We start from the raw sequence: 23,466 nt of genomic DNA, 5'->3' as shown, positions 1-23,466 counted from the left end.
TGAAAAAACGCCCCCGAGGGCGTTTTCTATCTCTAAGTCTGAGCCTACTCGCTAACTGTATCGTCTTCTGAAACCTAACATCGCGACTAGTGCAAGGCTAAACCAACCCAGACTTCCTCCGCCTGAACCCGAATCAGTCGATGGAATCACAGGTGGCGTCACCACAGCAGCCGTCACAGTGACTGAAATAGAGTGGGTACTCACATTGTTAGCTTCGTCGGTCACCCTAAGCGAGACCGTATAGCTACCCTCATTCGCATAGGTATGGCTGGGCGATACCGAGGTACTCGTCTGTCCATCTCCGAAACTCCACAGGTAGCTGAGTTCACCCACTCCCGCGCTCGAGGCGTTACTCAGTGTGATGCTAAGATTATCGCTGACATAGCTAAAGTTCGCGGTAGGAGGAACCTGAACGTTAATTAACAGCTGATCACTGGCTGTCGCACCTACGCTATCGGTAACAACCAGAGAGACCGCATAGTCATTTGACTCACTATAGGTGTAGGTGGGATTTGCCAGCATGCTGCTTGCACCAATGACACCAAACTCCCAGGCATAAGTGTAACTACCCTCTCCTCCACTCACAGCAGCGCTGAAGCTTACGGTTCCCGCCACTTGCTGAGCGGTAATTGAGGCATTAAGCAACTCAGGCTCAGGGGTCACACCTTCACCATATTTCAAGCGTACAGTAGCCGTACTCGAGTCGGTACTCTGCGCTACAACCTCCATAGTCAGACCCAGCTCAGGCAGCAATATGCCTGCCTGAGGTTTGAGTGGTGCGCTGTAATCCAAGTTGTCATCGAACAGAGAGACTGAGGTCAGGTGCTCATCGCCGAAAAAGCTCGACTGATTGAACATGCTAAATGTGGCATCGCGGATCTGTATATCTGTACTATTGTTGCCGATCAGATTCTGATCGGCATCGACAACGCCGATTAAGCCCACGCCGGCATGTTCACTCGAGTTATTATCTGAGTAACTGAAGTTCTCTAACCAGAGTAAGACTCCGGGTTCGTAAGAGTGGCTGGGTAAACCCGCATCCACACCGTTATGGCTACGTAGCTGAATGATATAACGACGTGAATCACCTGGACGCTCGCTCTCTATTCTGGAAAAACCGGCTAAATTCATGGTGGCCGGTGTTTCCGCATCATCAAGGTAAACCTGTGAGGCTGCCACCATGATAACCAGGTTATCGATAGCCAGTCCGTAATCCCCAACGGCCTCATCGGTACGATAGATGATACTTATCTGAGCATTGGTTCGACCGGCATAGGCACTGAGATCATACTCAAGATCGACCCAGTTATCGGGTCCCTCTGCACCCCCAATATCGGCCGAGGTGCCGGTGATGATATTTCTGGCCCCGTTGATGGTGTTGCTCGCCTTAGTGTGATTACCGGCAATGACGACACCGTCGACCATCACCTGAGCGTAATCATAATCAAGCTCAATGTTCCAGTGTGCCTTCATCTTCAGGGTAAGGGGGGTTGTACTTGGGAGGTCGACCTCGAATGAGGCGGCATTATTGATAAGGTGCCCCTGACCGGAATAGTACTGATAGCTGCCACCATAGGGCTGCTTAAACGGAATAGCAGCAGCGGGCAGAGGAATCGATATCTGATTTATCTGCGCATGATTCACCGCTTCGACCAGTTGAACATCCAGACCGCTCTTGGGGATATTATCGAGTAATATCTCCTGTTCCGTTATCCATCTTCCCTTATACTTTTGTTGCAGATATGACTTGGCATAGGGGCTAAAATCGGTTGGCTGGGCCCCGGGAATATCCCCGGTCCAACTACCACCCGACATCACCGACCAAGACCCCACGGGTGAGCCATCACCCGTGTTAGTGGTGTCATACTCGTCGGGCAAGCCCAGATCATGGCCAAATTCATGCACCACGACACCCGCTGCGGCGTCTATGGGCTGCACGGTGTAGCCAAAGACTTTCTTACCGGTTCCCGGGATGGTGTAGCCCGGATTACCGCCTGTGTAGACGAAAAAACGATGAGACCAGATAGCATCGGCCCCGAGTACGCCACCGCCCGCCTCTTCGCCGACACTGGAGTGAAACAGCATCACATGGTCGATATCGCCATCGGATTCATCAAAATTTCCATCGCCGTCGATATCGAAGGGGTCTTCAACGTCATAACTGGCTAATTCAGATGCTGTCATGCCCGCTACAACCTTAGTCACTGCTTCTTTGACGAGATCCGGCACCGCCTTGTCATTATCATTGTTATCGACATCGTTGCCACCATAAAATGAGGCGTTATTATCCGCCGTTACCCAGCCTTTGACGTCCCCGGTAAAAAAGAAACTGTCACCCGAAACCGCCTGATAATATTGATACCCGGTCATTAGGTTTTGCCCCTGAGGGCCGGTAAAACCTGAAGTCGAAAACATCAGATCCCGATAATGAGAAGTCGGATAACTGGAATAAAACATAGGGGTGTCGCTGGCAGTGAGTCGATTAGCGTCATAGGGAAGATCGGGAAAGTCGACTAATACTCCCAACACCTTAACGGTCTTGGTGATATCGGCATCGGCAAAGACTTCAACGGATCCCAATAAAGGACTCCTGCGAGCCTTAGCATTAGCGCTCGACTTCAGTCTTAACTTTTCAAATTCCGCCTCTACGAGCCCTCCCTTACTCTGAAAACCTGTCGCACGCTGGGTAAATGCTGCGACTGAGGAGCGCTTTTCGGCCTCACTCGCTTCGGCAGACAGCTCACCTCGCTTGATTAACCAATAGAGGATCTGCTCTTTATTGATGACTCCGGCATCGGCCAATGTCCCGGATGAGGGGTTATCGATCGCCGAGCTCCCGTCTTGGGCGGCGACAGGAAGAGAGATAACACCACTCATTGCAAGGAGCAGGGATAACCCGAGCGTAGAAAGCAGATTAACACCGTTTTTTCTATTCATCTGAACACCTATTTTCACTTTCTCTTCTTCGGGCAATGCTCGAAGGCTTGCTGTCTTTTACTGATATATTCGGCAACGACTCTGTCGGTCTCATCAAGGCTCATCTCTTCTTTTATCAGCCCCCTTTCCAGTAGGCTTTGTTTAAGTTTAGACCGATCTTTAATGGGCGGCATGGCGCCACAGGGGGATATCTGTTTCTGATTATTAACAGGCGCATCGGATAGTGCATCGTTAGCCGACGAACTCCTGTCGTCTGGGCCCGAAGCACAGGCCGTCAGCATGCCTGACACCAAGGCCACGGAGATGATGGAGGCAAATAAAGAGAGGACGGTTTTCATAGCACACCCAATAACATTAACTCACAAAACTGTAACAGCCTGAGGGGCGGTTTCACAGCTTATCGTCAACATTTATCCGGTCTTTACCTAGCTTTGCGCTTAATCCGTCGAAATTGATCGTTTTATCCTCTATACCGTACAGCGGGCGGCTAATTCGGGAAAACAGAACTGACTATATTAGCCTCACGGCCGACTCAGCCATGATTCATAGATCAAGAGCAGCACAGACGCCGACCAGCTGAAGTTAGTGCAGTGCAGCCCCTTGCCGGTTAGCGGATCATAATTCTCCCTGATGGGCGCCTGTTGAAGGATCCCCTCGCCTTGATCCACCAGGCGTGTTGCAAGACGTGTGGCTTCCTTATCGTAACCATACTTTTTAAGTCCCATTAGCCCAAACAGGGCCTGATCCAGCCAAACCGGACCACGCCAATACTGAGTCGCGGCGAACTTCGGGCTATCGGCACTGACCGTAGGGAATGGAATTTTTGTTGCGAAGGCTTTCTCAGTCAGATGTCTTTCTACCATCAGCTTTGCCTGCGAGGCAGAGGCGGCGCCGGCCCATAGAGGTATCCAGCCCTCAACGCCCTTTCCGGCATCTGTCATTTTATGTGAGCCTGAATCATCGAATCTTAAGTCATAGAAGAAGCCACTGCGCTCATCGAACATGCGGGTCTGAATGAGCTCTTTCAAATGAGCCGCTTCACTCGCCCAGCGGCTAGACTCCCTATCGAGCCCTTGCAACTTAGCCATCCTGGCCAGCAGGTCTTTTTCAGCAAACAGGTAAGCATTAAGATCCACCGACTCCTGAGACAGAGAAAACCCTATGAGCTTGCCATTCTCGTCAAGGTTTTCCAGCACCTGCACGCTGGCATCATCATCGAATCTGGGGGCATTATCCATTCCCGATTCCCATGCGGCCGCCTCGATAATCGCCTCGCGCAGCGGTTTACCCTCTTTGAGATGTGCCGGATGCAGGTTAGCACCGTATTCGGCGAGTCCATTGCCATTGTGATCGCGATTGCGGTACCACCATTGATGATAGGCCACCAGTTTCGGGTACATGAGCTCAACAAACTCAAGCTCGCCACTGCGTTGATAAATTTCCCACACCGCCCAGGTAGCCAGCGGCGGTTTACCGTTGCGCTCATTCCAGTTACCCCCTTCTCCGCCCCGAGCCGGATCTTTATTGTAAAAAATTGCATCGGGCAGGCTGCCGGCATCCTGTGGCCGCACCCTGTCCTCGGCGGTAAATTGGTAATCAAACATGGCCAAAATATTAGACTTGGCCAGCTCGGTATCGAAACGGGACAAGGCCACCGCTTGCTTCCAGCTATCCCACGCCCAGACGCCATTGAACCATTTATAGGTGACCGATGGTGTTACCGCATCATGCAGCAGTGCGCCGGCCGGACTGCGCCAGTTATGCATCAAGGTGAGCATGCTCTTCACGGCCATTTTACGATAAGCCAGATCACCGCCCGAGATAGCCCGGTCGATTCTCTGTTGCCAGCGCGCTCGATTGGTATCCAGTGCCCTGTCTATCTCATTCCACTGCGGCGGCTGATGCGAGATGCGCTCGGCTTGAGTATGAAAATAACGCTGGGCACTCAAAAACTCCTGCTTTTCACCGGCTGCCAGAGAGACTGTCGACGTAGACGCTCGATAGCCCTGATCCCGTAACAGCTCGATCTGCATCTCACGATCGAACCAGATCTCATACTCGGCATCGGCTAACTGCATCTGCCAGGTCTCCATGATGGGGTTAAGATGCCATCTAATTCCCGTTTTCCAGCTATCGAGCCGCTTAATGACTCTATGCTCAGGAAATTTTGGATGAGAGCTAAAAGGGACGCCGGACCAACTTAACTGCCAGAGTTGCGGGCTCATGGTGTTATTAATGAGCCGGGTACGGATCACCGATGTACGGTTATCGCTATAACTCAGACTCATCTCCAGTGAGAGCTCGGGCCATCGAAATTGCTGAACTAATGCATCGGGGCGGCTATAGATCTGACTCTGTGTTGCCTGAGCAAAATCTAAGGATTGCCCACTATCCATGTTTTTAAGCGACAACCTCTGCAGGCTGTCACTCAGATGAAGACTGTACTCTTGGGCGATAAACAGAGGGCCGGTAAAGCTGCCAAAATACTCAGGGGTGTCGGGGAGATGAAAGCCGTGCCATGCCCCCTGATCCACGTAGGTAGCCGGGATAACCAAGTTTCCCCTACTGTCCCGCTCCTCCATAGAGGTCGGGGTTCCTTGATAGGGAAGCAGATCATGATAATCGGCAGAAGTCTGTGTCGTGAGGCTTGAAATACAGAGCAAGAGGCAAGAGAGCATGAACTAACCAAAGATCAATTGAATACAATATCCAGATTATGTCGAGAAGCTACTCTTGATGCAAGAGGGAGAAAAGAAAGTGGTAAGTTTTTAGTCGTAAGTTATAAGTTCAAGACAGAGCGGAGAAAGGTGCGAGTGGCGAGTGGCGAGTGGCGAGTGGCGAGTGGCGAGTGGCGAGCAGATGATAAAAAAGAAAAAGAGTAACAAGCAACAAAAACTATGTTGTCATCCCGGCGATGCTTTTAGCCGGGATCTAGTTTTTGGAATAGAGAAATCAGAAGCTGGATTCTGAAACCAGTTCAGAATGACGGTGAAGAATTAAAGTGATCAGCCCATCATCCCGGCGAGGATTTTAGCCGGGAGCAGCCCCTGTGACCTTCGCGGCTAAAGCCGCTCCTACAATGTAGTTTATGGGACGGCCTGGCCTATGTGAGACATATAATCTGCAATGCCGTCCAGGAACATCTGCACCGAAATCATTACGAGTACCATACCCATCAGACGTTCGACCGCCGTAAGCCCCTTCTCTCCGAGTACCTTAGTGAATACTTTATAGAAGAGTAGAATGACGGCACTCGCACCCCATGCAGCCAGCAGGGCTATGGTCCAGTCCATCATACGGGAGCTGTCTGTGTGAGCTAACAGGATCAGTGCGGCTAACACCGAGGGGCCAGCCATCAAGGGGATGGCCATGGGCACGATAAAGGGCTCTTCACCCGCCGCCAATCCAACGACACCACCCGGCTGAGGAAAGATCATCCTGATCGCGATGAGGAACAAAATGATACCGCCGGCAATACTCACCGACTCAGATTTTAGGTTCAGAAAGTTTAGAATGGCTTCACCGGCAAACAAAAATAGCAGCATAATAACGAGTGCAAATACCAGCTCTCTAATCAGTACCCGACGGCGTTTCTTGGGCTCAATATGACGCAGTATCGACGCAAAAATAGGTAGATTCCCTAAGGGATCCATGATGAGAAACAACATAACTGCGGCGGAAAAGATATCCATAAAACATGCTTAGTGAGAGGCCAATATATCCCTATATTCTATAACCTTTCTCAAACACTTCCATAGACAAATTACACCAGCAAGCTCACAACTCACAGAAACAGGCGACATTCTCATCTATTTCTGCTCGATATTCACCCTCAGCATGTCGTTTTTTTGTTCTGTGTGTAAATTCTACTTATTCGTCTCAAGACTGGTATACTATGTGTCGTTTTCCAAGGCCTCCTCTTAAGAAATCATGCTCTATCTTCTAGCCAGTTGTATCGCACTATTGTTAGGTCCTATTTTCTATCGCTTTTTCACGGCAGAAAACGGACTCCAGAAAGGCCTGGATGGATTTATATTCGTCTCCTTAGGCGGTTTAGTGCTGGTTCATATTTTACCCGAACTCCTGGAGCATGGCGGATTCCTTGCCATCATCTTTGTCATCATTGGCCTCTGGGGGCCCACGGCCAGTGAACGACTCTTCCACCGATACTCTGAAGTCACCCATAATCTGACGCTTATTCTCGGAATAGGTGGACTGCTGCTGCATACCATCACAGACGGCGGGGCCATGGTATTGGCTCAGCAAAATGAGAATTCGATTCTACTGGCCTTAGGGGTCATACTTCATCGACTCCCTGTTGGTTTAGCCATCTGGTGGTTGCTGAAGCCGCAAGTGGGTGCACGTTGGGCCATGGTGGTTCTTGGCTGCATGATGCTGCTGACCAGCGTTGGATACTTTGCCGGTGAACAGCTCCTCGCTCATTTGAGTCTGGATAATACCGTGTACCTGCAGGCCTTTGTCACAGGCTCTATTCTTCATGTTGTACTGCACCAACCCCATGGTCAGAGTCATGAAGATAAACAAGGCAAATATGAATACCACGCCGGGATCGGCAGCCTACTCGGTATCGGCTTATTGTTCGTATTGCTAATGATGGACTCAGGCGGACACGAACACCACCATCACAGTCACAGCACTGAGCAACTGGGTGATTGGATGCTAACACTGGCACCGGTATTACTGCTCAGCTATACCTTTGCGGCCATCAGGTTCAATTTCGGCTTGTCTCCACACAATACGGAGCTGGGTCAAAGATGGTTACAACGATTAGCAGGGCCGGAAGCCCTGATTATTACCGCACTTTTATTGGGCCCGCTTATTGCCCTGTTTCAGCTGATCGGCCTCTCGCTACTCGGAGCGCTACTCACGCAGGCTAAGGTTGAGCCAACCGATCCGCATCTCTCGCTGCCAAAATCTCCCTGGCGTTTCGGTTTCGCCCACCTCATTGACAGAAGTGCGCCCTGGATACTACTAAGCTTAATTCTCGCCAATCTCATTGGTCATCCGGCAGTTCCTTTAGCTAATCCGGCAATTCAAGTTGCCGTGTTACTCGTGCTGTTTTTACCGATGCGTTTTTGTAACTTAGGTGGTGCGGTACTGGCTCTGTCGTTAGCCTATAGTGGTTGGAGTATGCCAGCGGTAATGCTGGCCTTGATCGCGGCGCCGATCTTTAACCTTGCCCAGTTAAAGCTGATGAACTGGACACTCAGGGTTCTCGTTATCACTCTGGTACTTACCTGCTCACTGATGACGGCCATAATAGAGCCTCAATGGCATGCCATCATGACCCTGGCAGACCCGATAAACACAGTATCCTTGATCATCCTGGCCACTCTGTTTGCGGCAAGCTTATTACGCTTAGGCCCAAGAAAGTTTATGGCGAGGATCATGCTGTTAAAGCCTAAGGCACATGACCACTCCCATGAGCACAAGCATTAGGGTTGAGATAGTTTTAAGCTCAAGACTCACTGCCCGTCATCCCGGCGATGCTTTTAGCCGGGATCTAGCAGTTAGGCACAGGAATTCAACTAATTAGATAAAGCTAGATTCTGAAACGAGTTCAGAATGACGGCTTTCCAGCCCGGAAACATTCGCGGCTAAAGCCGCTCCTACAGTCGAGAATGTCCCACTCCAGCCATAGCTAATCCTCCAAGACCAAGATTCACTGCCCGTCATCCCGGCGATGCTTTTAGCCTGGATCTAGCTTTTAATTTTATCTCACTCGAAACTCGATACTCGTGGCTTTCTTTACCTCAGAGTTTTTCCCATAGCTTTAATTTCCATTCGAGGCTAACTTAGGAACATCACCTTGTTAGAGATAACCAGCCATGTGCATTCTCTTTATTGCCCTGAATCAACACTCCGAATACCCCTTGATTGTCTGTGCTAACAGGGACGAGTTTCATCACCGTCCCACCGAGCCAGCCCATTTCTGGAAATCTGACAGTGAAGTGTTAGCGGGTAAAGACCTTGAAGCGGGTGGCAGTTGGCTCGGGATCAATAAAGAGGGTGACTTTTCGGCCTTGACCAACCTACGCGACCCGATGAATCAGAAGAGTAATATGAGAAGCCGTGGCGAGTTAGTGATTAAGGCACTTAAACGACATGATCCGCTCACGGTGAGCTGGCTTAGAGAGCACAGTGAAAACTACAACCCTTTCAACTTAATCTTCGGCCATGCCAAAGAACTCTACTGCTTCAACAGCGCCGCGAAAGGGCTAACCCTGTTAACCCCGGGCTTTCACTCGATCAGCAACGGAGCCCTGGATGATATCTGGCCCAAGATGGCAAGGGGAAGCCTGGCACTGGAAAAACTGATAACCGAATCGGCAGAGCCCGATATTGAAGAGTTAATCAGCATCATGAAGGATGAAACCCGGGCCGGCGATTTTGATCTACCTCAAACCGGTATAGGTGTCGAATGGGAGCGACTCCTCTCTTCAATATTTATTCGCCACGAAGAGTACGGCACCCGCTCCACCAGCATCATATTACAGGATAAGCAGGGCAAGACCCGCTTCATCGAAGTCAGATATGACGGCAAAGGCAGAAACCTTGGCCGTCAGGTGTTTATGGTTCCGGCTTAAACGAAAGGCTGAATGCCCCCCGAATTTCGCCAGCTTGATAACCTAAGGCGAGATCATTGGGGTAGTGCATCTTTATCTTTTCGTGCAGGGGTTGGGCGAGATTGCTGCCATGGCATTTAAGGCAGAGAGGCGTCGTGACCTGCGCCTTCATAAAACGATATTCTCCGTCAACAAGCGCTCCATACTCTAACTCTTTCGACGGCTTCCCGGCGGAAAGTTGCAACTCAAACTCCTCCAGTACGCTTTGTTCCCAAGCGTCAGCAGCTGCACTCGCATTACGATTCTTCAGGCTGACCCGGCGGATATTCCAACCGGATTGTTCGGAGAGATCCCGGGCAATTTGAGGCGCCTTAATGGCACAAACATCGACAGCATTTAGCGGTCCTCCTTGCTGCATAGCCTGTAGATACCAATCGGGATAAAGATGTGATCGCTCAGCGAGAATTTAGCGCTTCTGAGGCAAGGCAACGAGTGAAGAACATAGTTATTCTACGTTTAAGCTCGTTAACACGGCATCGGATGCGCTAAGACTCGCCTTTCAGGAGTGTTTTTGGCTGCCTACTTCTGCGTTGAATGACTTCAGAAGGGAGCACCATTCCCTCATCCATTCGCCTTGAATTAGTTTGCCAAAAACAACTCTGAGTAGATCACTTTCTTATACCGATTGGTATAAACTGAGGCTTCAAGGTAGCGCCGAACTGTTTAACCAAGCCCAAAGCATCCCGATGTAACTCTTCGGAAGCATTCACCAAAAAGGAGGAGATTAAGAGAGTTATAGCGAGGATGGACGGGCTGCGATATTGATTCATTGGGGACTACTCCATTAGTTTTTTCTAATCACGAAAGTGATATTAGATAAAACTAATGGTTAGTGCAAGCCCTGTTTGCTACAAGGCAGTCTATTACAACAGCAAGTTGTTACTGCAACAGGTTATTAGGGTAGCAGGCTAATTTGAAGTGTGGTCGTGGGTGATCACCCAACGGTCATCAATTTTCTCAACCAGCAGGGTAAACACACCATTGGGCTGATCCTTTATCCGGGTAAGCTGCCAGCGCCCAACCACTATCGCCGCATAATTACTGAGCATCTTGGTGTCTTTGATGGTGAACTTTAAGGTGCCCAGTGTCGCCTTATCCGGATAGTTTTTCTTATACGCCGCTAACGTCTCTTCCCAACCATAGCGAAACTTCTTTCCTGAGACGAAACGCATCTTGTCACTTTGCCAGTATCCCTGCATATAACCGTCGAGATCACCACGATTCCAGGCATCCTCCTGCATCGATAATATCTGAACGATATCATCGGTTGGCACCGCGGTAGCGCTAAACGCAAGTAGCATCAATAAGGCTGAAAATCCCTTTTTAAACATGCTTTTCTCCAAATGTGCGCGATTGGTTGTATTATTGATTATATACTCAAAGGACCTCGACATGCAGAATTCAGCATGTCGAGAAGTGGCTTAAGTATATACTATCTCAACTAACGAATTCGCACCTTGGCATTCTGTAATACCAATCGATATAATGAAGCCGATTTCATTTTAAATAGCATTGAGTTTTTATATGTTTCAACAATTTTGCAAATTAGTTTTGAAGTTAACTGGCTGGACTATCTCAGGTACACTCCCGACCGACAGTCAGTTTGTCGCTATCGTTGGTCCACACACCAGCAACTGGGACTTTATCATAGGCGTTTTGGCACGTGGGGCATTGGGAGCTAAGGTGAACTTTCTCGGAAAACATCAACTGTTTATACCACCTTGGGGATGGTTTTTTAAAGCCATCGGCGGCAGGCCCGTTGACCGAACCAAGAGCAATAATTTAGTCGATGCTGTCGTACAAATCTTCAATTCAGATCCCGATTTTAGTTTGGCATTAGCGCCGGAAGGCACCAGGAGTCCGGTTAAACGATGGAAAACCGGGTTTTACCATATTGCGACCAAGGCACAAGTCCCAATAATTACCGTAGGCTTAGATTTTGGCAATAAAACGGTGATCATTCCGCAAGGTACCCCAACCACCGACGATATGCAGCAGGATATGGATCAGATCATCACCTTTTACCGCGCGATTAAAGGACGTCACACTAAGGTTATACCTGATTTCCAGCCCTGATACGGACGAGTTTTTAAACACCAGGATTGCCTATTAAACCACTGGCCGCTATAGTGCGGTCATCACCCACGATTTTATACAATCTATGATCTTCGATACCTGGCTGCTCTATTTTTTCGCGGTACTCCTCATTGCCATCGCTCCCGGCACAATGGCCGTATTATCGATGAGTCATGGAATTCACTATGGCAAGAGTCGCAGTTTAGCCACGGCATTAGGCAGTGTCACCTCAGCCCTAATCTTAATGGCGGCATCCGCCGCGGGTCTCGGTGCCCTGCTAAGCGCAACCGAGTATGGCTTTACGATTTTAAAATACTGTGGTGCAGCCTATCTGATATTTCTGGGAATAAAGCTCTTGCTCACCAAGGCCAGCGCGAAAGGCTTGGATCTTCAACATATCAAGGGGAAAGGCAGCCCTAAACAGATGTTCAAACAGGCCTTCTTAGTCGGAATAAGTAACCCAAAGGATCTACTGTTTTTTGGTGCCCTGTTTCCACAGTTTATCGATATCACTGCCCCACAGGGACCACAGCTAGCAACGCTGGCGGTCACCTGGGCCGTAGTCGATTTCAGTTTTGTGATGCTCTATGCCAGCATGGCCAATGTACTGGCCCCCACACTTAAGACCAGTAATAAACTGCACTGGTTTGACCGAACCAGCGGTGGCGTGTTTATCACGCTAGCGGCAATACTGGTAACGAGAGAAGGGTAAGAGCAGTGATCAGTTGCGAGTTGCGAGTTGCGAGCAAATGCTGAAAGAAAAATAACGAGTAGCAAACAACAAAAAACGTTCGTCATCCCGGCGATGCTTCTGGCCGGGATCTGCTCTTTAATTCGCAAGCCTCAAGCGTGTAAGTCAAAAGCTGGATTCTGAAACCAGTTCAGAATGACGACCTAAGAGCACCAGCCCCTGAAACCAGTTCAGAATGACGGCTTTCCATCCCTGAAACATTCGCGGCTAATGCCGCTCCTACATGGAGGCTTTCAAACTCCTGATATCTGAGCCAGTCGGTCCCTGGAAGGCTCGCAAGCCGAACTCGGGTAATATGGCAAAGATATGATCGAAGATATCCCCCTGAATTCCTTCATAGAACCCCCAACGGGTATCGTTGGTAAAGATATAGATCTCTATAGGTACCCCTTCCGATGTCGGCGCTAACTGACGCACCAGCAGGGTCATATCTTTATGGATCTTGTCGTGATTACTCACGAACTCCTTCAAATAGGCCCTAAAAGTACCGATATTCGTTAAATGTCGACTATTAACAGGCATATCGGCATCGTCGACCTGACTATTGAAATCGGCTAACTCTTCATCCTTAGCCGCAAAATAAGCTTTAAGATAATTGATCTTACTCAGGCGAACTCTCTCCTCTTCAGAGAGGAAGCCGATCGAGTGAATGTCGATGGCGACAGAACGCTTAATGCGTCGACCACCGGATTCAGACATGCCGCGCCAGTTTTTAAACGCATCAGATACCAGGGCATAGGCGGGGATCATAGTGATGGTCTGATCCCAATTACGCACCTTAACGGTAGTCAAAGAGACCTCTTCAACCGCACCATCGGCACCATACTTATCCATCTGGATCCAATCGCCGGTGCTCACCATGCGATTCGCCGCCAGCTGTATGCCAGCAACAAAACCTAAGATGGTGTCTCTGAAGACCAACATCACCAAACCGGTCGCGACACCTAAACCGCTGAGGAAGTAGAGCGGAGACTGATCCGCGATAACCGAGATGGAGATGATGATCGCCACAAAGAAGAGAAACAACTTAAACAGCTGCACGAAACTCTTTATGGGAAGCCGTCGACTGACCAGATTAATATCGGCGATCTCATTAAACGCGTCCAGGGCGCTATATACCGCACGGATAAGTATGATAACGATACTCACACTCAGAAGACGATCGAACAGAGAGCTCATCAGATGGTGTTCGGTGAGTGCGATAGGTAAAAGAAGATCGAGCACCATGGCCGGTACGATATAGGAAAACTTCTCCAACACATTGTGCCGCATGAAGATATCATCCCAGTTAACCTTAGAGCGCTGGATGACGATATTCATCGTATGTACGACACCCCTCCTGACAATCAGGTAGGCGATCATTGCCAGCACCATACTGGCGAAGACCAATACCGATGTGGAAACCCCATCCGATGGCGTACTATTGACCCCCCAGTCCGATAACCACTGAGAGATCTGTAATCTTAATTCTTGATCCACAATAACCTTCCCTTAGAGACTGGAGCCAGGATAACTTTTGTTAAATCATCGCTCGCAAGCCGAAACAATAGTGTACAAAACAAGACACAACCAAGTTACAAGCGCCTATTTTAAAAGAAATTTTAGCACTCTTGATTGACTACAGCTAAAAGTTTAACAACAATCCAGCTTTAAAGTCGAAATCGGATGCTGCAGATGAAAAAATATTTACTCGCCTTAGGCCTCATTGTCACCAGCTTAACGGCAACGGCGAATCAATTATCACCAGAGACCGATTCCCCCTTTAAACCTAAAATGAGTGTAAGCCTCGATTATATCCCTGCGGCAAATAACATGTATGGTGTCACCTTCGCCCCCTACCACTACGATAGAGACTACGCGAGCTGGGGTTACTATATCGGTTATGCGGCCAGCCAAAAAGAAGATTTAAATGTCCCTGAGCCCGGAGAGGGTTACACCAAGGACACCATGTGGCGTTTTGGACTCAGTTACAGCCTGACCAGCAACTTCAGCCTGTATGGCGGCGCAACTTCATATAATCATGAATCTCACTACACCAATAATATCGTTCCCTTCATTGTCGATGGTGAGCCCGTATGGGAGGAGGAGTCCGATACCACCTGGGGAGCGGAAATCGGCCTCAGATATATGATGGATTTTGGTTTGATGATCGGTGCAGGTTACAACTCAGCCTCTGAATCCGCGGTGATCAGCATCGGCTATGCCATGTAGGGTCGATATAGGCCTTAAAATCCTTCGCCCTATATGAAATCTGCTCACCTTTTGTATATGCTATAGCCATCTCCTTTATTAGGTTCAATCTCATGCATAAACTACTGCGGCTATACACTTCACTGGCACTGCTGATATTTACGGTTCCGGTCATGGCCGATGAGGTCGCTAAAATCACCTTGGAAAATGGCACAACCGTTAGGTTAAATGACGACTTCACCTGGGAATACGTCATACTCAAGACTCAGGAACCCGTAGTAGCTCCTACCGTGACGACTCAGACAGGTTCAGAAGTAAGCTCTGCTGCAACCGTCGCGAAGGTAACGACAATAACCACAACGGCTAATGCGTTAACAGAGAGCGCGATGGAAAACTCGGCTCTGCTAAATAACACGGCAAAGTCCGGCGTTAAAGTCAGTTTACTGAAGAGTGAATGGGACGAAAACAACAGACTCGGTCTGACCTTCGACCTGGCCAGTACCAGCTCAGAGAATTACGTGGTGATAGAACTCGATATCACTCTATTCGATGACAGTGGTAAGCAGTTAAAAACCGAGACGGTCAAGGTATGGAAGGCAATATTCAGAATGGCCAACACCTACCTGCGTCAGGGTGAACAACGCCAGAGCAAGACCTTCTGGATAGAGGGCATAGACAAGGCTCAATGGACTAAAGAGTTGATGAGCCTCAAGATTGGCGAGATGGACTCACGCATGTAATCCCGCCAGTCAGAGTCAGTCTGTTTACTCGAAGAGAATGACCCTGAATATTTAAATCAGGGTCGAATTCAATTCGGCATTTTTCAATGAGATAGTCTTTAATGAGATAGTCTTTAATGAGATAGTCTTCAATCAGACAATCTCAACTAGACAGCCTTCAATGTCTCTTCATCGGTGACACCTGAGTTCATCATGCTTTCTGGCATTTTTACTGCCACCATATGCCCCTTGGCACAGACTTTCCCCACGGCACTCAGCGTAATGTCCAGTACCACTTTTCGTGCCTTCACTTCACGGATCACTCCACGAAGCTCAAGCTCGACGCCCATGGGCGTGGGAGCCAGATAATCGATATTGAGTGCGGCAGTGACAAAACGCTGCTCGGGAAGAGAACCCAACTCTCGTCCCTGCTCCCGATAGGCAGCAGCCGACGCACTACCTGTCCCATGACAATCGATTAACGACGCAATCAGTCCGCCGTAGACAAAACCGGGAATGGCGGTATGAAACGCTTGCGGCATAAATACGGCTCGCGTCTCATCACCCTCCCAGTAACTCTTCAACTGATGACCATGGGAGTTATTTTTGCCGCAGCCATAGCAGTGACTCAACTCCTCCGGGTAGCTATCCTGAAAGGCAAGATTGCTCATGTCGTACTCCAATAATTGACCAATTCCCATGCACTCAAACTAGTGCAATCCCCTATCGAGCACAACACAGACAAAAGCCTTAAGACCAATGGAGTATTAGGATAAAAGGTCGTTTCTTCCACATCTGACCTATAGGGATATAGGGAATGCCGTCATTATGTCGGGAACATCGTTGGCCGTGTGATCGCGACATTGGCACATCCCTATGCGGCACCTGCTGCAGGCAATAAATACAGATGAAACTAAACTCAAGAACGAAGTCTCAGCTAAATGTCTCACCAGCAGATTTACAGGCATCAAAAAAGGGCCCTAAGGCCCTTTCAACTCTAGCTTTCAACCAAGCCTGATAGCTTACAAACTTGGCAGGATCCCGTCTGGCAGGTAAGCATTGAAGCTTGCCGTGATCAGCAGGTCAGTTGCCGCTTCGATATCCGGGCCGAAGAAACGATCCTTATCGTAGTAAGTCACCAACTCACGTATTTCGGCCTTCGCCTTAGCGACAGCAACACTCGGCTGAAGTGGTGCACGGAAATCCAGCCCCTGTGCCGATGCCAGCAACTCGATAGCCAACACACCGCGGGTATTTTCAGTCATATCACGCAGACGACGCGCCGCGAACGTCGCCATAGACACATGGTCCTCCTGGTTTGCCGAGGTCGGTAAACTATCGACAGATGCCGGATGAGCATAGGTCTTGTTCTCCGATGCCAGCGCCGCCGCTGTCACTTGGGCGATCATGAAGCCTGAGTTCACCCCACCATTTTCCACCAGGAACGGAGGTAGCTTAGACAAGTTAGGGTCGATTAGCAGTGCGATACGACGCTCCGCGATAGAGCCCAACTCGGCAAGAGCTATCGCCAAGTTATCAGCCGCCATGGCGACTGGCTCGGCGTGGAAGTTACCACCCGAGATGATGTCTCCGGTATCCTGGAACACGAGTGGGTTATCGGTAACGCCGTTCGCTTCCGTGCCCAGCACTTCTGCTGCATGACGAATTTGAGTCAAACACGCACCGAGTACCTGGGGCTGACAACGCAGCGAGTAAGGATCTTGCACCCTCTCACAGTCCACATGACTCAAGCTGATCTCAGAATCTTCACCCAAGAGATGACGGAATACGGCAGCGGAATCGATCTGCCCCTTCTGCCCACGGGCTGCGTGAATGCGGGGATCGAACGGACTACGACTGCCCATGGCGGCTTCGACACTCATGGCACCGATGACTGAGCTGGCCGCGAACAGATCTTCGGCGTTAAATAAGCCCTCTAAGGCTAACGCCGTCGAAGCCTGTGTACCGTTAAGCAGGGCCAGGCCCTCTTTCGCGGCAAGTTCGATAGGCTTAAGGCCGGCGATCTCGAGACCCTCTTTGGCACTCAAGAGTTGTCCCTTGTAGCTCATCTCACCCTCGCCGAGTAACGGCAGGCACATATGAGCCAAAGGAGCCAAGTCACCCGATGCGCCCACGGAGCCTTTTTCCGGCACACATGGGTACACTTCGGCGTTAACCAATGCGATAAGGAAGTTAATCACCTCGAGACGAATACCCGAGAAGCCACGGCTCAGCGAGTTGATCTTCAATACCATCATCAAACGCACGGTCGCATCTTGCATATACTGGCCGGTACCTGCGGCGTGTGACAACACGATTGAGCGCTGTAGCAACTGCAGATCATCGGCCGCGATCTTAGTGTTCGCCAGCAGGCCGAAGCCGGTGTTGATACCATAAACCGTGCGGCCTTCATCTAACACCTTCTGGACTATGCCAGCACTGGTGTTGATATCATTAATCGCACTGTCGGCAAGCTCCAGGCTTACTTTTCCACGACTGATCTCGCGGATTTGAGACAGGGTCAGTGTTCCAGGGTTTAATACTAAATGACTCATCAATTACTTCTCCAGCATCGGCAGATCTAAATTCTGCTCTTTTGCACATTTCTTAGCGATATCGTATCCGGCATCGGCGTGACGCATCACACCTGTCGCAGGGTCATTCCATAGCACACGGCCTAATCGAACCGCTGCCTCATCACTACCGTCTGCGACAATAACCACACCCGAGTGTTGGCTAAAGCCCATACCCACACCACCGCCATGGTGCAGTGATACCCAAGTCGCGCCACTCGCCGTATTCAGAAGTGCATTCATCAATGGCCAATCTGAAACCGCATCCGAGCCATCGAGCATAGATTCTGTTTCACGGTTAGGGCTGGCAACAGAGCCAGAGTCCAGATGGTCACGACCGATGACAACCGGCGCAGAAAGCTCACCCGTTTTTACCATCTCGTTGAAGGCCAAGGCCAAACGAGCACGGTCTTTCAGGCCAACCCAACAGATACGCGATGGCAGTCCCTGGAACGCGATGCGCTCGCGGGCCATATCCAGCCAATTGTGTAGTTGTGGGTTATCAGGAATAAGCTCTTTAACCTTGGCATCTGTCTTATAGATATCTTCAGGATCACCTGAAAGTGCAACCCAGCGGAATGGTCCAATACCTTCACAGAACAGCGGACGCACATAGGCAGGTACGAAACCTGGGAAATTGAATGCGTTTTCGACACCCTCTTCGAATGCCATCTGACGAATATTGTTACCGTAATCGGTCGTCGCAGCGCCTGCGGCTTGCAGAGCCAGCATAGCCCTGACTTGCACAGCCATAGATTGCTTCGCCGCCTTAACCACTGCCGCTTCATCTTTCTTACGCATCTCGGCGGCGTATTCGAGTGTCCAGTTCTGTGGCAGGTAGCCATTCAAAGGATCGTGTGCCGACGTCTGATCGGTCACCACATCCGGGGTTACACCGCGTTCAACCAACTCGGCAAACACATCGGCTGCATTGGCAAGCAGACCCACAGACACAGGCTTACCGCTCTTGTTCGCTTCATCGATCATCGCCAGAGCTTCATCGAGACTCGTGGCTTTCTTATCTACATATTTAGTACGCAGACGGAAATCGATACGGGTTTCATCCACTTCACAGGTCAACACTGAGTAACCCGCCATAGTGCCGGCCAGCGGCTGAGCACCACCCATGCCACCCAAGCCACCTGTCAGGATCCACTTACCCTTAGATGAGCCACCAAAATGCTTTTTAGCCATGGCGGCAAAGGTCTCGTAGGTGCCCTGCACGATTCCTTGAGAGCCAATATAGATCCAAGAACCCGCCGTCATCTGGCCATACATGGCCAAACCTTTCTTATCCAGCTCGTTGAAGTGTTCCCAGTTTGCCCAATGTGGCACCAGGTTAGAGTTGGCGATAATCACGCGTGGTGCGTTACTGTGGGTCTTGAAAACACCAACAGGTTTACCCGACTGAACCAGAAGGGTTTCATCCTCTTCGAGGCGCTGCAGCACTTCGATTATCTTGTCATAGCACTCCCAATCACGGGCCGCACGCCCGATACCACCGTAGACCACCAAATCTTCCGGGCGTTCGGCAACATCCGGATGCAGATTGTTCATCAACATACGCATAGGCGCTTCGGTGAACCAGCTCTTACAGCTTAACTTTGTGCCGTGTGGCGCTATGATGCGACGGCTTGGATCGTGTCTCTTATCCATCTTGCATAACCTCATTTCAATTTGTTGTTGCTTGTATTGCTTGCTCTTAACTTATAGAGAGTAGAGAGCCGCGTTGTTCTAGTTATGTTTGTACTTATTCTTGTCTCTCTTGCTAATCCTTACCCACGCAGTGGCATCAATCGAAATGCGCCGCAGATCGATTTAGAAAGTCAGATGACCACCTAATCTGAATCGTGACCCGGGATGGATCAGCCTGGCGTAGCTCACCACGCCCTTGCGCGACCAGGTACGACGAATGATCTGCAAACAGGGCTCACTCGCCTCTATCTCCAGATGTTTTTGATTATGTTCGTTGGCCACCACGGCTTCTAAGGTATGGCGCGCCTCGGTAAGGGGGGCAACCTGTGACAGATATTCGTGGGGAGTCTGCAGTGTAAAATCCTGCTGCAGGTAATCGGGCACCAGTTTTGGGTTAACGAAACGCTCCTCCAGCTGCAGAGGCACGCCCTGCTCGCAATGCACCAGTACCGAGTAGAAGACCGGACTGCCCGTCTCCAGCCCCAAGGCGATGGCTATCGGTGCTGTCGCTTCAGTTTGAGTCAGCTCAAGTTGTTTAACGCTATAGCCATGGCCCCTGTCTTTAATTTCATCGGCAATATTGCGAATGGCCATCATAGAGGACTGAGATTTAAGCTCGGCGACGAAGGTACCCAGGCCTTGGGAGCGCTCTAACACACCATCGTCGGTCAATTCAGTTAACGCACGGCGCGCCGTCATTCGGCTGCATTCAAACAGCTCTGCCATCTGGTTCTCTGAGGGAACACGACTGTGTTCTTCCCATTCACCGGATTCGATGCGGGCCAAAATATACTGCTTTATCTCTGCAAACTTGGGCGTTGCCATACCAATCCTTTGCTCTTTATTTTGCGGTATAAGGAGCTAGGTTCTAGAATCTAGAAACCTCTCTTTGACCAATAACGCTTTTCAAACGATGAAAATTACCGCTATAATCCTAGCTTGTATATACAAGTAAATACAAGTTGGATCACAACTTTTATTTCCGAAAGAACATGAACACTTCAAGAGTGAGGGAAAAATATGTCTTGGGATCAGGTCTGGATTGACGTCAACGTAGCGACTATGTCTCCTTCTGTATCAGCGCCTTACGGAGCGATAACCGATGCAGCCGTTGCGGTAAAAGAGGGCAAGATAGCCTGGGTTGGTCCTCGCTCCGAACTACCCGAATTCGATGTTCTGTCAACACCGGTTTACAGAGGTAAAGGCGCCTGGATCACGCCGGGACTTATCGACGCTCACACCCATTTAGTGTTCGCAGGTAACCGGGCCAACGAGTTTGAGCTTCGCCTGCAAGGCGCCAGTTACGAAGAGATTGCCCGTAGCGGCGGCGGTATCATATCCACCGTAAAAGCCTGCCGTGAAGCCAGCGAAGGCGAGCTCTTTGAGCTGGGCCGAAAACGTCTCAACGCCCTGGCGAAAGAGGGCGTCACCACGGTCGAGATAAAATCCGGCTATGGGCTGGACACAGAGACCGAACTCAAGCTGCTGCGCGTCGCCCGTGAGCTCGGCAAGCATCATCACGTCGATGTGAAAACCACCTTCTTAGGTGCTCACGCCATTCCACCTGAGTATAAAGACGACGTCGAAGGCTATGTGGACTTAGTGATCGACGAGATGCTACCCGCCGTTATCAAGGAAAACCTGGCCGATGCGGCCGACGTCTTCTGTGAAAATATTGCCTTCAGTGTCGAACAGACCGAGCGGGTATTAACGGCTGCAAAGAATGCCGGACTCGATATCAAGCTTCACGCGGAGCAGCTCTCTAACCTGGGAGGATCGGCTATGGCCGCCGGGCTCGGTGCCAAGTCGGTAGATCATATCGAATACCTCGATGAAGCCGGCGTTATAGCCCTGAGTCAAAGTGGCACCTGCGCCACCTTGCTCCCCGGTGCCTTCTACTTTCTGCGTGAGACGCAGATGCCCCCGATTGAGCTGTTGCGTAAACATAAGGTGCCCATGGTGCTGGCCAGCGACTACAACCCGGGATCGTCGCCGCTCTGCTCGAGTCTGTTAATGCTCAACATGGGCTGCACCCTGTTCCGCCTGACACCAGAGGAGGCGCTTGCGGGTATGACACGCAATGCCGCCAAGGCATTAGGGATCGAGGATAATGTCGGCGTATTAGCCGAAGGGATGCAGGCTGATTTCTGTTTGTGGGATATCACTACACCAGCGGCATTAGCCTACTCATATGGCGTAGGTGTGTGCCTTGAGGTGGTCAAGAATGGCCAGCTGGTACATCAGTGATTTGATTGCCTAAGCGATGAGGCAGACTCATCGTTTGGGTTGGTTTCATCTGGCGTTATGGGTATTTGATTTCGTGCCATGATACCCATGGCCTTATTTGTATCAATCACTTGCAGTGAGCTTATGTGTAAGCACTTCCTCGGCACGCTGTGAACCCGTCCATGGGCGCTCTGCGATTTCATCCCTGAAATCGAAGTCCTCGGCCGCACTTACACCGAGTTATCTATCTCTTCGATTTAGTATTTTTGAGTATCTAAAACATCTTCTCTTTTAACTCCTCACATGTCCCATCTAAACCAGGAAATAATGAACCAGCAGTTAAGCCCATTAGCGTTAACTCTTTCATGACCTGATCTCGTTCTGTATATGGAATATCAATTGCCAACAAAAATTTATAACCTGACATTTCCTCACGCTCAATAAGATAAGATTCAATATCAGCTATGTTGGTATAAGTTGTAGTTGCTTGTTGAGGAACCATTCGCCCATTTTCAATAGCTAAAAGATCAATTACTGATAAATTTCTCTGCCCAGAAGTTAAGTTCTGGTTTTGTTTAAATACACCTCTCCAGGTTGCATGATCAAACACAAAAATCCGAACATGATTAGTCGAATTTGATTCTGATTTTTGTATATCTCTAAAGGCAAAGAAAGCAGCAACGAAAGGGGAGTAAGACCAATCTAAAAGTGGTGTTGGATATCCATGATGCTGAGCCAAATTAATAAATGCACCATTCTCTTGAGGAATACTTAAATCAAACACATGCTTGGTTTTAGCAGAAAGAAGACGATGTAACTGCACTATATCTTCCCTCAAAAAACGAGTAAGATCATACCTTTCTCTTCTATGAAAACTTGTTTGCAACTTCCAGCTTTTAGCCTGGCCACGATACAACAAATTGTGCTCGGAACCGACAACATACGCTTTGAACTCCTTCCAAGACATTCTGGTTGGAACTAAGTTAGACATTCCATCACAGACAGACTGAGTTAAAATTCCTTTTACCTCTGTACCTATGTCAGTTGTTGCCTGCACCTCAGCTTCTCTCCCATTTATCTGGAAAGATATTTCAACAACTTTTGGCAGAGTACTCTGTACTTCTGGGCTAACGGTCTCTCTAGGAATCTCTGTTAGAAACTCGTACATCAATGGGTTAATTTGAACAGATTTAGCTTTAAAGTAAGTACCATCGCCCTTAGGACAAACAAAATGCACTGCTAAAGATACTTTCGTACTATCTCCATCAAAAAAATACGCGACACCTGAATATGATTTAGCTAACTCATCAATATGAACAATTGAAGTCCCTTCATTAGTCCCTTGGAATACCCCACTCCATTGACCTTTCACAAACTCACCTCATATTAATAAAAACAAACATATACCTAGCATAACCTCTCTCATTTAAAGAAAAAACAAGAACAACTAAATACAAATGTAGAAATTATAGTTAATCGTTTTTAAAGCCAGACGAAGCAAGTAAATGAGGTCTAATCATAGGCTCCCCAATTCCCCTATAGATACGATAAATCCCCGTTGGAAGTTGCCTGAGGGTGTCGTAGAAAATAGCGTAAGACCCACATGGATGTGGGGCTAGTTTTCGGGGGGCTTGGATGCCCCATCGGAAACG

19 protein-coding genes are annotated in these 23,466 nt (G+C 49.4%); 7 read left to right on the top strand and 12 right to left on the bottom strand.

The features are described from left to right. Positions 1-51: 51 nt before the first annotated feature. The 4 genes from EKG38_RS19105 to EKG38_RS19090 form a co-directional block, all read right to left on the bottom strand. Positions 52-2,937, bottom strand: a complete 2,886-nt coding sequence (locus EKG38_RS19105) for an immune inhibitor A domain-containing protein (protein ID WP_126522045.1) — start codon at positions 2,935-2,937, stop codon at positions 52-54. A 14-nt stretch (positions 2,938-2,951) separates the two neighbouring features. Continuing rightward, on the bottom strand, positions 2,952-3,275 hold the full coding sequence (locus tag EKG38_RS19100) for a hypothetical protein (protein ID WP_126522043.1): 324 nt from the start codon (positions 3,273-3,275) through the stop codon (positions 2,952-2,954). Positions 3,276-3,458: 183 nt separating this feature from the next. Further along, on the bottom strand, positions 3,459-5,615 hold the full coding sequence (locus EKG38_RS19095; protein WP_126522041.1) for an MGH1-like glycoside hydrolase domain-containing protein: 2,157 nt from the start codon (positions 5,613-5,615) through the stop codon (positions 3,459-3,461). Between the two features lie 408 nt (positions 5,616-6,023). Further along, positions 6,024-6,629: a YhgN family NAAT transporter gene (locus EKG38_RS19090; RefSeq protein WP_012144764.1), complete on the bottom strand. Its 606-nt coding sequence runs from the start codon at positions 6,627-6,629 to the stop codon at positions 6,024-6,026. 238 nt (positions 6,630-6,867) lie between these two features. Here EKG38_RS19090 and EKG38_RS19085 point away from each other — a divergent pair, with 238 nt between their 5' ends. Continuing rightward, positions 6,868-8,397, top strand: a complete 1,530-nt coding sequence (locus EKG38_RS19085; RefSeq protein ID WP_126522039.1) for a ZIP family transporter — start codon at positions 6,868-6,870, stop codon at positions 8,395-8,397. Positions 8,398-8,786: 389 nt separating this feature from the next. After that, positions 8,787-9,545: an NRDE family protein gene (locus EKG38_RS19080; RefSeq protein WP_126522037.1), complete on the top strand. Its 759-nt coding sequence runs from the start codon at positions 8,787-8,789 to the stop codon at positions 9,543-9,545. Here EKG38_RS19080 and EKG38_RS19075 read toward each other — a convergent pair. Next, a complete protein-coding gene (locus EKG38_RS19075; RefSeq protein ID WP_126522035.1) occupies positions 9,529-9,942 on the bottom strand; it encodes a Tll0287-like domain-containing protein in 414 nt (137 codons plus the stop codon). The genes EKG38_RS19080 and EKG38_RS19075 overlap by 17 nt on opposite strands. Before the next feature lie 550 nt (positions 9,943-10,492). Further along, positions 10,493-10,915 carry a YybH family protein gene (locus EKG38_RS19060; protein WP_126522033.1) on the bottom strand — a complete coding sequence of 141 codons (423 nt, stop codon included), beginning with the start codon at positions 10,913-10,915 and terminating at the stop codon, positions 10,493-10,495. Between the two features lie 193 nt (positions 10,916-11,108). Here EKG38_RS19060 and EKG38_RS19055 point away from each other — a divergent pair, with 193 nt between their 5' ends. Both EKG38_RS19055 and EKG38_RS19050 read left to right on the top strand, forming a co-directional pair. Next, entirely contained in the window at positions 11,109-11,660 is a 552-nt protein-coding gene (locus tag EKG38_RS19055) for a lysophospholipid acyltransferase family protein (RefSeq protein WP_126522031.1), read from the top strand. An 85-nt stretch (positions 11,661-11,745) separates the two neighbouring features. Next, on the top strand, positions 11,746-12,372 hold the full coding sequence (locus EKG38_RS19050; RefSeq protein ID WP_126522029.1) for a LysE family translocator: 627 nt from the start codon (positions 11,746-11,748) through the stop codon (positions 12,370-12,372). Positions 12,373-12,630: 258 nt separating this feature from the next. Here the strand turns inward: EKG38_RS19050 and EKG38_RS19045 are convergent, their stop codons facing one another. After that, positions 12,631-13,890 carry a mechanosensitive ion channel family protein gene (locus EKG38_RS19045; RefSeq protein ID WP_126522027.1) on the bottom strand — a complete coding sequence of 420 codons (1,260 nt, stop codon included), beginning with the start codon at positions 13,888-13,890 and terminating at the stop codon, positions 12,631-12,633. A gap of 195 nt (positions 13,891-14,085) precedes the next feature. On the opposite strand from EKG38_RS19045, the gene EKG38_RS19040 reads away from it, so the two are divergent. Together EKG38_RS19040 and EKG38_RS19035 are read left to right on the top strand one after the other, a co-directional pair. Further along, complete coding sequence (locus EKG38_RS19040; protein WP_126522025.1) at positions 14,086-14,622, top strand: outer membrane beta-barrel protein; 537 nt, start codon at positions 14,086-14,088, stop codon at positions 14,620-14,622. Between the two features lie 92 nt (positions 14,623-14,714). After that, complete coding sequence (locus EKG38_RS19035; RefSeq protein ID WP_126522023.1) at positions 14,715-15,341, top strand: DUF3157 family protein; 627 nt, start codon at positions 14,715-14,717, stop codon at positions 15,339-15,341. 146 nt (positions 15,342-15,487) lie between these two features. Here EKG38_RS19035 and EKG38_RS19030 read toward each other — a convergent pair whose 3' ends face one another. The 4 genes from EKG38_RS19030 to hutC form a co-directional block, all read right to left on the bottom strand. Next, positions 15,488-15,991, bottom strand: a complete 504-nt coding sequence (locus tag EKG38_RS19030) for a PaaI family thioesterase (protein ID WP_126522022.1) — start codon at positions 15,989-15,991, stop codon at positions 15,488-15,490. A 351-nt stretch (positions 15,992-16,342) separates the two neighbouring features. After that, entirely contained in the window at positions 16,343-17,875 is a 1,533-nt protein-coding gene (hutH, locus tag EKG38_RS19025; RefSeq protein WP_126522020.1) for a histidine ammonia-lyase, read from the bottom strand. A gap of 3 nt (positions 17,876-17,878) precedes the next feature. Further along, a complete protein-coding gene (gene hutU, locus EKG38_RS19020) occupies positions 17,879-19,549 on the bottom strand; it encodes a urocanate hydratase (RefSeq protein WP_126522018.1) in 1,671 nt (556 codons plus the stop codon). A gap of 162 nt (positions 19,550-19,711) precedes the next feature. Next, positions 19,712-20,413 carry a histidine utilization transcriptional repressor HutC gene (gene hutC / locus EKG38_RS19015; RefSeq protein ID WP_126522016.1) on the bottom strand — a complete coding sequence of 234 codons (702 nt, stop codon included), beginning with the start codon at positions 20,411-20,413 and terminating at the stop codon, positions 19,712-19,714. 195 nt (positions 20,414-20,608) lie between these two features. Here hutC and hutI point away from each other — a divergent pair, with 195 nt between their 5' ends. After that, complete coding sequence (hutI, locus tag EKG38_RS19010; protein WP_126522014.1) at positions 20,609-21,835, top strand: imidazolonepropionase; 1,227 nt, start codon at positions 20,609-20,611, stop codon at positions 21,833-21,835. A 253-nt stretch (positions 21,836-22,088) separates the two neighbouring features. Here the strand turns inward: hutI and EKG38_RS19005 are convergent, their stop codons facing one another. After that, a complete protein-coding gene (locus tag EKG38_RS19005; protein WP_126522012.1) occupies positions 22,089-23,186 on the bottom strand; it encodes an FRG domain-containing protein in 1,098 nt (365 codons plus the stop codon). Positions 23,187-23,466: the final 280 nt, after the last annotated feature.

It is taken from the genome of Shewanella canadensis (genome assembly GCF_003966225.1).
Classification (GTDB): domain Bacteria; phylum Pseudomonadota; class Gammaproteobacteria; order Enterobacterales; family Shewanellaceae; genus Shewanella; species Shewanella canadensis.
This window is presented reverse-complemented; position numbering and strand designations above follow the sequence as displayed.

Coding starts and splice junctions, on each gene's coding strand:
- EKG38_RS19105 (WP_126522045.1), bottom strand. CDS start 2,937: ATGAATAGAAAAAACGGTGTTAATCTGCTTTCTACGCTCGGGTTATCC.
- EKG38_RS19100 (WP_126522043.1), bottom strand. CDS start 3,275: ATGAAAACCGTCCTCTCTTTATTTGCCTCCATCATCTCCGTGGCCTTG.
- EKG38_RS19095 (WP_126522041.1), bottom strand. CDS start 5,615: ATGCTCTCTTGCCTCTTGCTCTGTATTTCAAGCCTCACGACACAGACT.
- EKG38_RS19090 (WP_012144764.1), bottom strand. CDS start 6,629: ATGGATATCTTTTCCGCCGCAGTTATGTTGTTTCTCATCATGGATCCC.
- EKG38_RS19085 (WP_126522039.1), top strand. CDS start 6,868: ATGCTCTATCTTCTAGCCAGTTGTATCGCACTATTGTTAGGTCCTATT.
- EKG38_RS19080 (WP_126522037.1), top strand. CDS start 8,787: ATGTGCATTCTCTTTATTGCCCTGAATCAACACTCCGAATACCCCTTG.
- EKG38_RS19075 (WP_126522035.1), bottom strand. CDS start 9,942: ATGCAGCAAGGAGGACCGCTAAATGCTGTCGATGTTTGTGCCATTAAG.
- EKG38_RS19060 (WP_126522033.1), bottom strand. CDS start 10,915: ATGTTTAAAAAGGGATTTTCAGCCTTATTGATGCTACTTGCGTTTAGC.
- EKG38_RS19055 (WP_126522031.1), top strand. CDS start 11,109: ATGTTTCAACAATTTTGCAAATTAGTTTTGAAGTTAACTGGCTGGACT.
- EKG38_RS19050 (WP_126522029.1), top strand. CDS start 11,746: ATGATCTTCGATACCTGGCTGCTCTATTTTTTCGCGGTACTCCTCATT.
- EKG38_RS19040 (WP_126522025.1), top strand. CDS start 14,086: ATGAAAAAATATTTACTCGCCTTAGGCCTCATTGTCACCAGCTTAACG.
- EKG38_RS19035 (WP_126522023.1), top strand. CDS start 14,715: ATGCATAAACTACTGCGGCTATACACTTCACTGGCACTGCTGATATTT.
- EKG38_RS19030 (WP_126522022.1), bottom strand. CDS start 15,991: ATGAGCAATCTTGCCTTTCAGGATAGCTACCCGGAGGAGTTGAGTCAC.
- hutH (WP_126522020.1), bottom strand. CDS start 17,875: ATGAGTCATTTAGTATTAAACCCTGGAACACTGACCCTGTCTCAAATC.
- hutU (WP_126522018.1), bottom strand. CDS start 19,549: ATGGATAAGAGACACGATCCAAGCCGTCGCATCATAGCGCCACACGGC.
- hutC (WP_126522016.1), bottom strand. CDS start 20,413: ATGGCAACGCCCAAGTTTGCAGAGATAAAGCAGTATATTTTGGCCCGC.
- hutI (WP_126522014.1), top strand. CDS start 20,609: ATGTCTTGGGATCAGGTCTGGATTGACGTCAACGTAGCGACTATGTCT.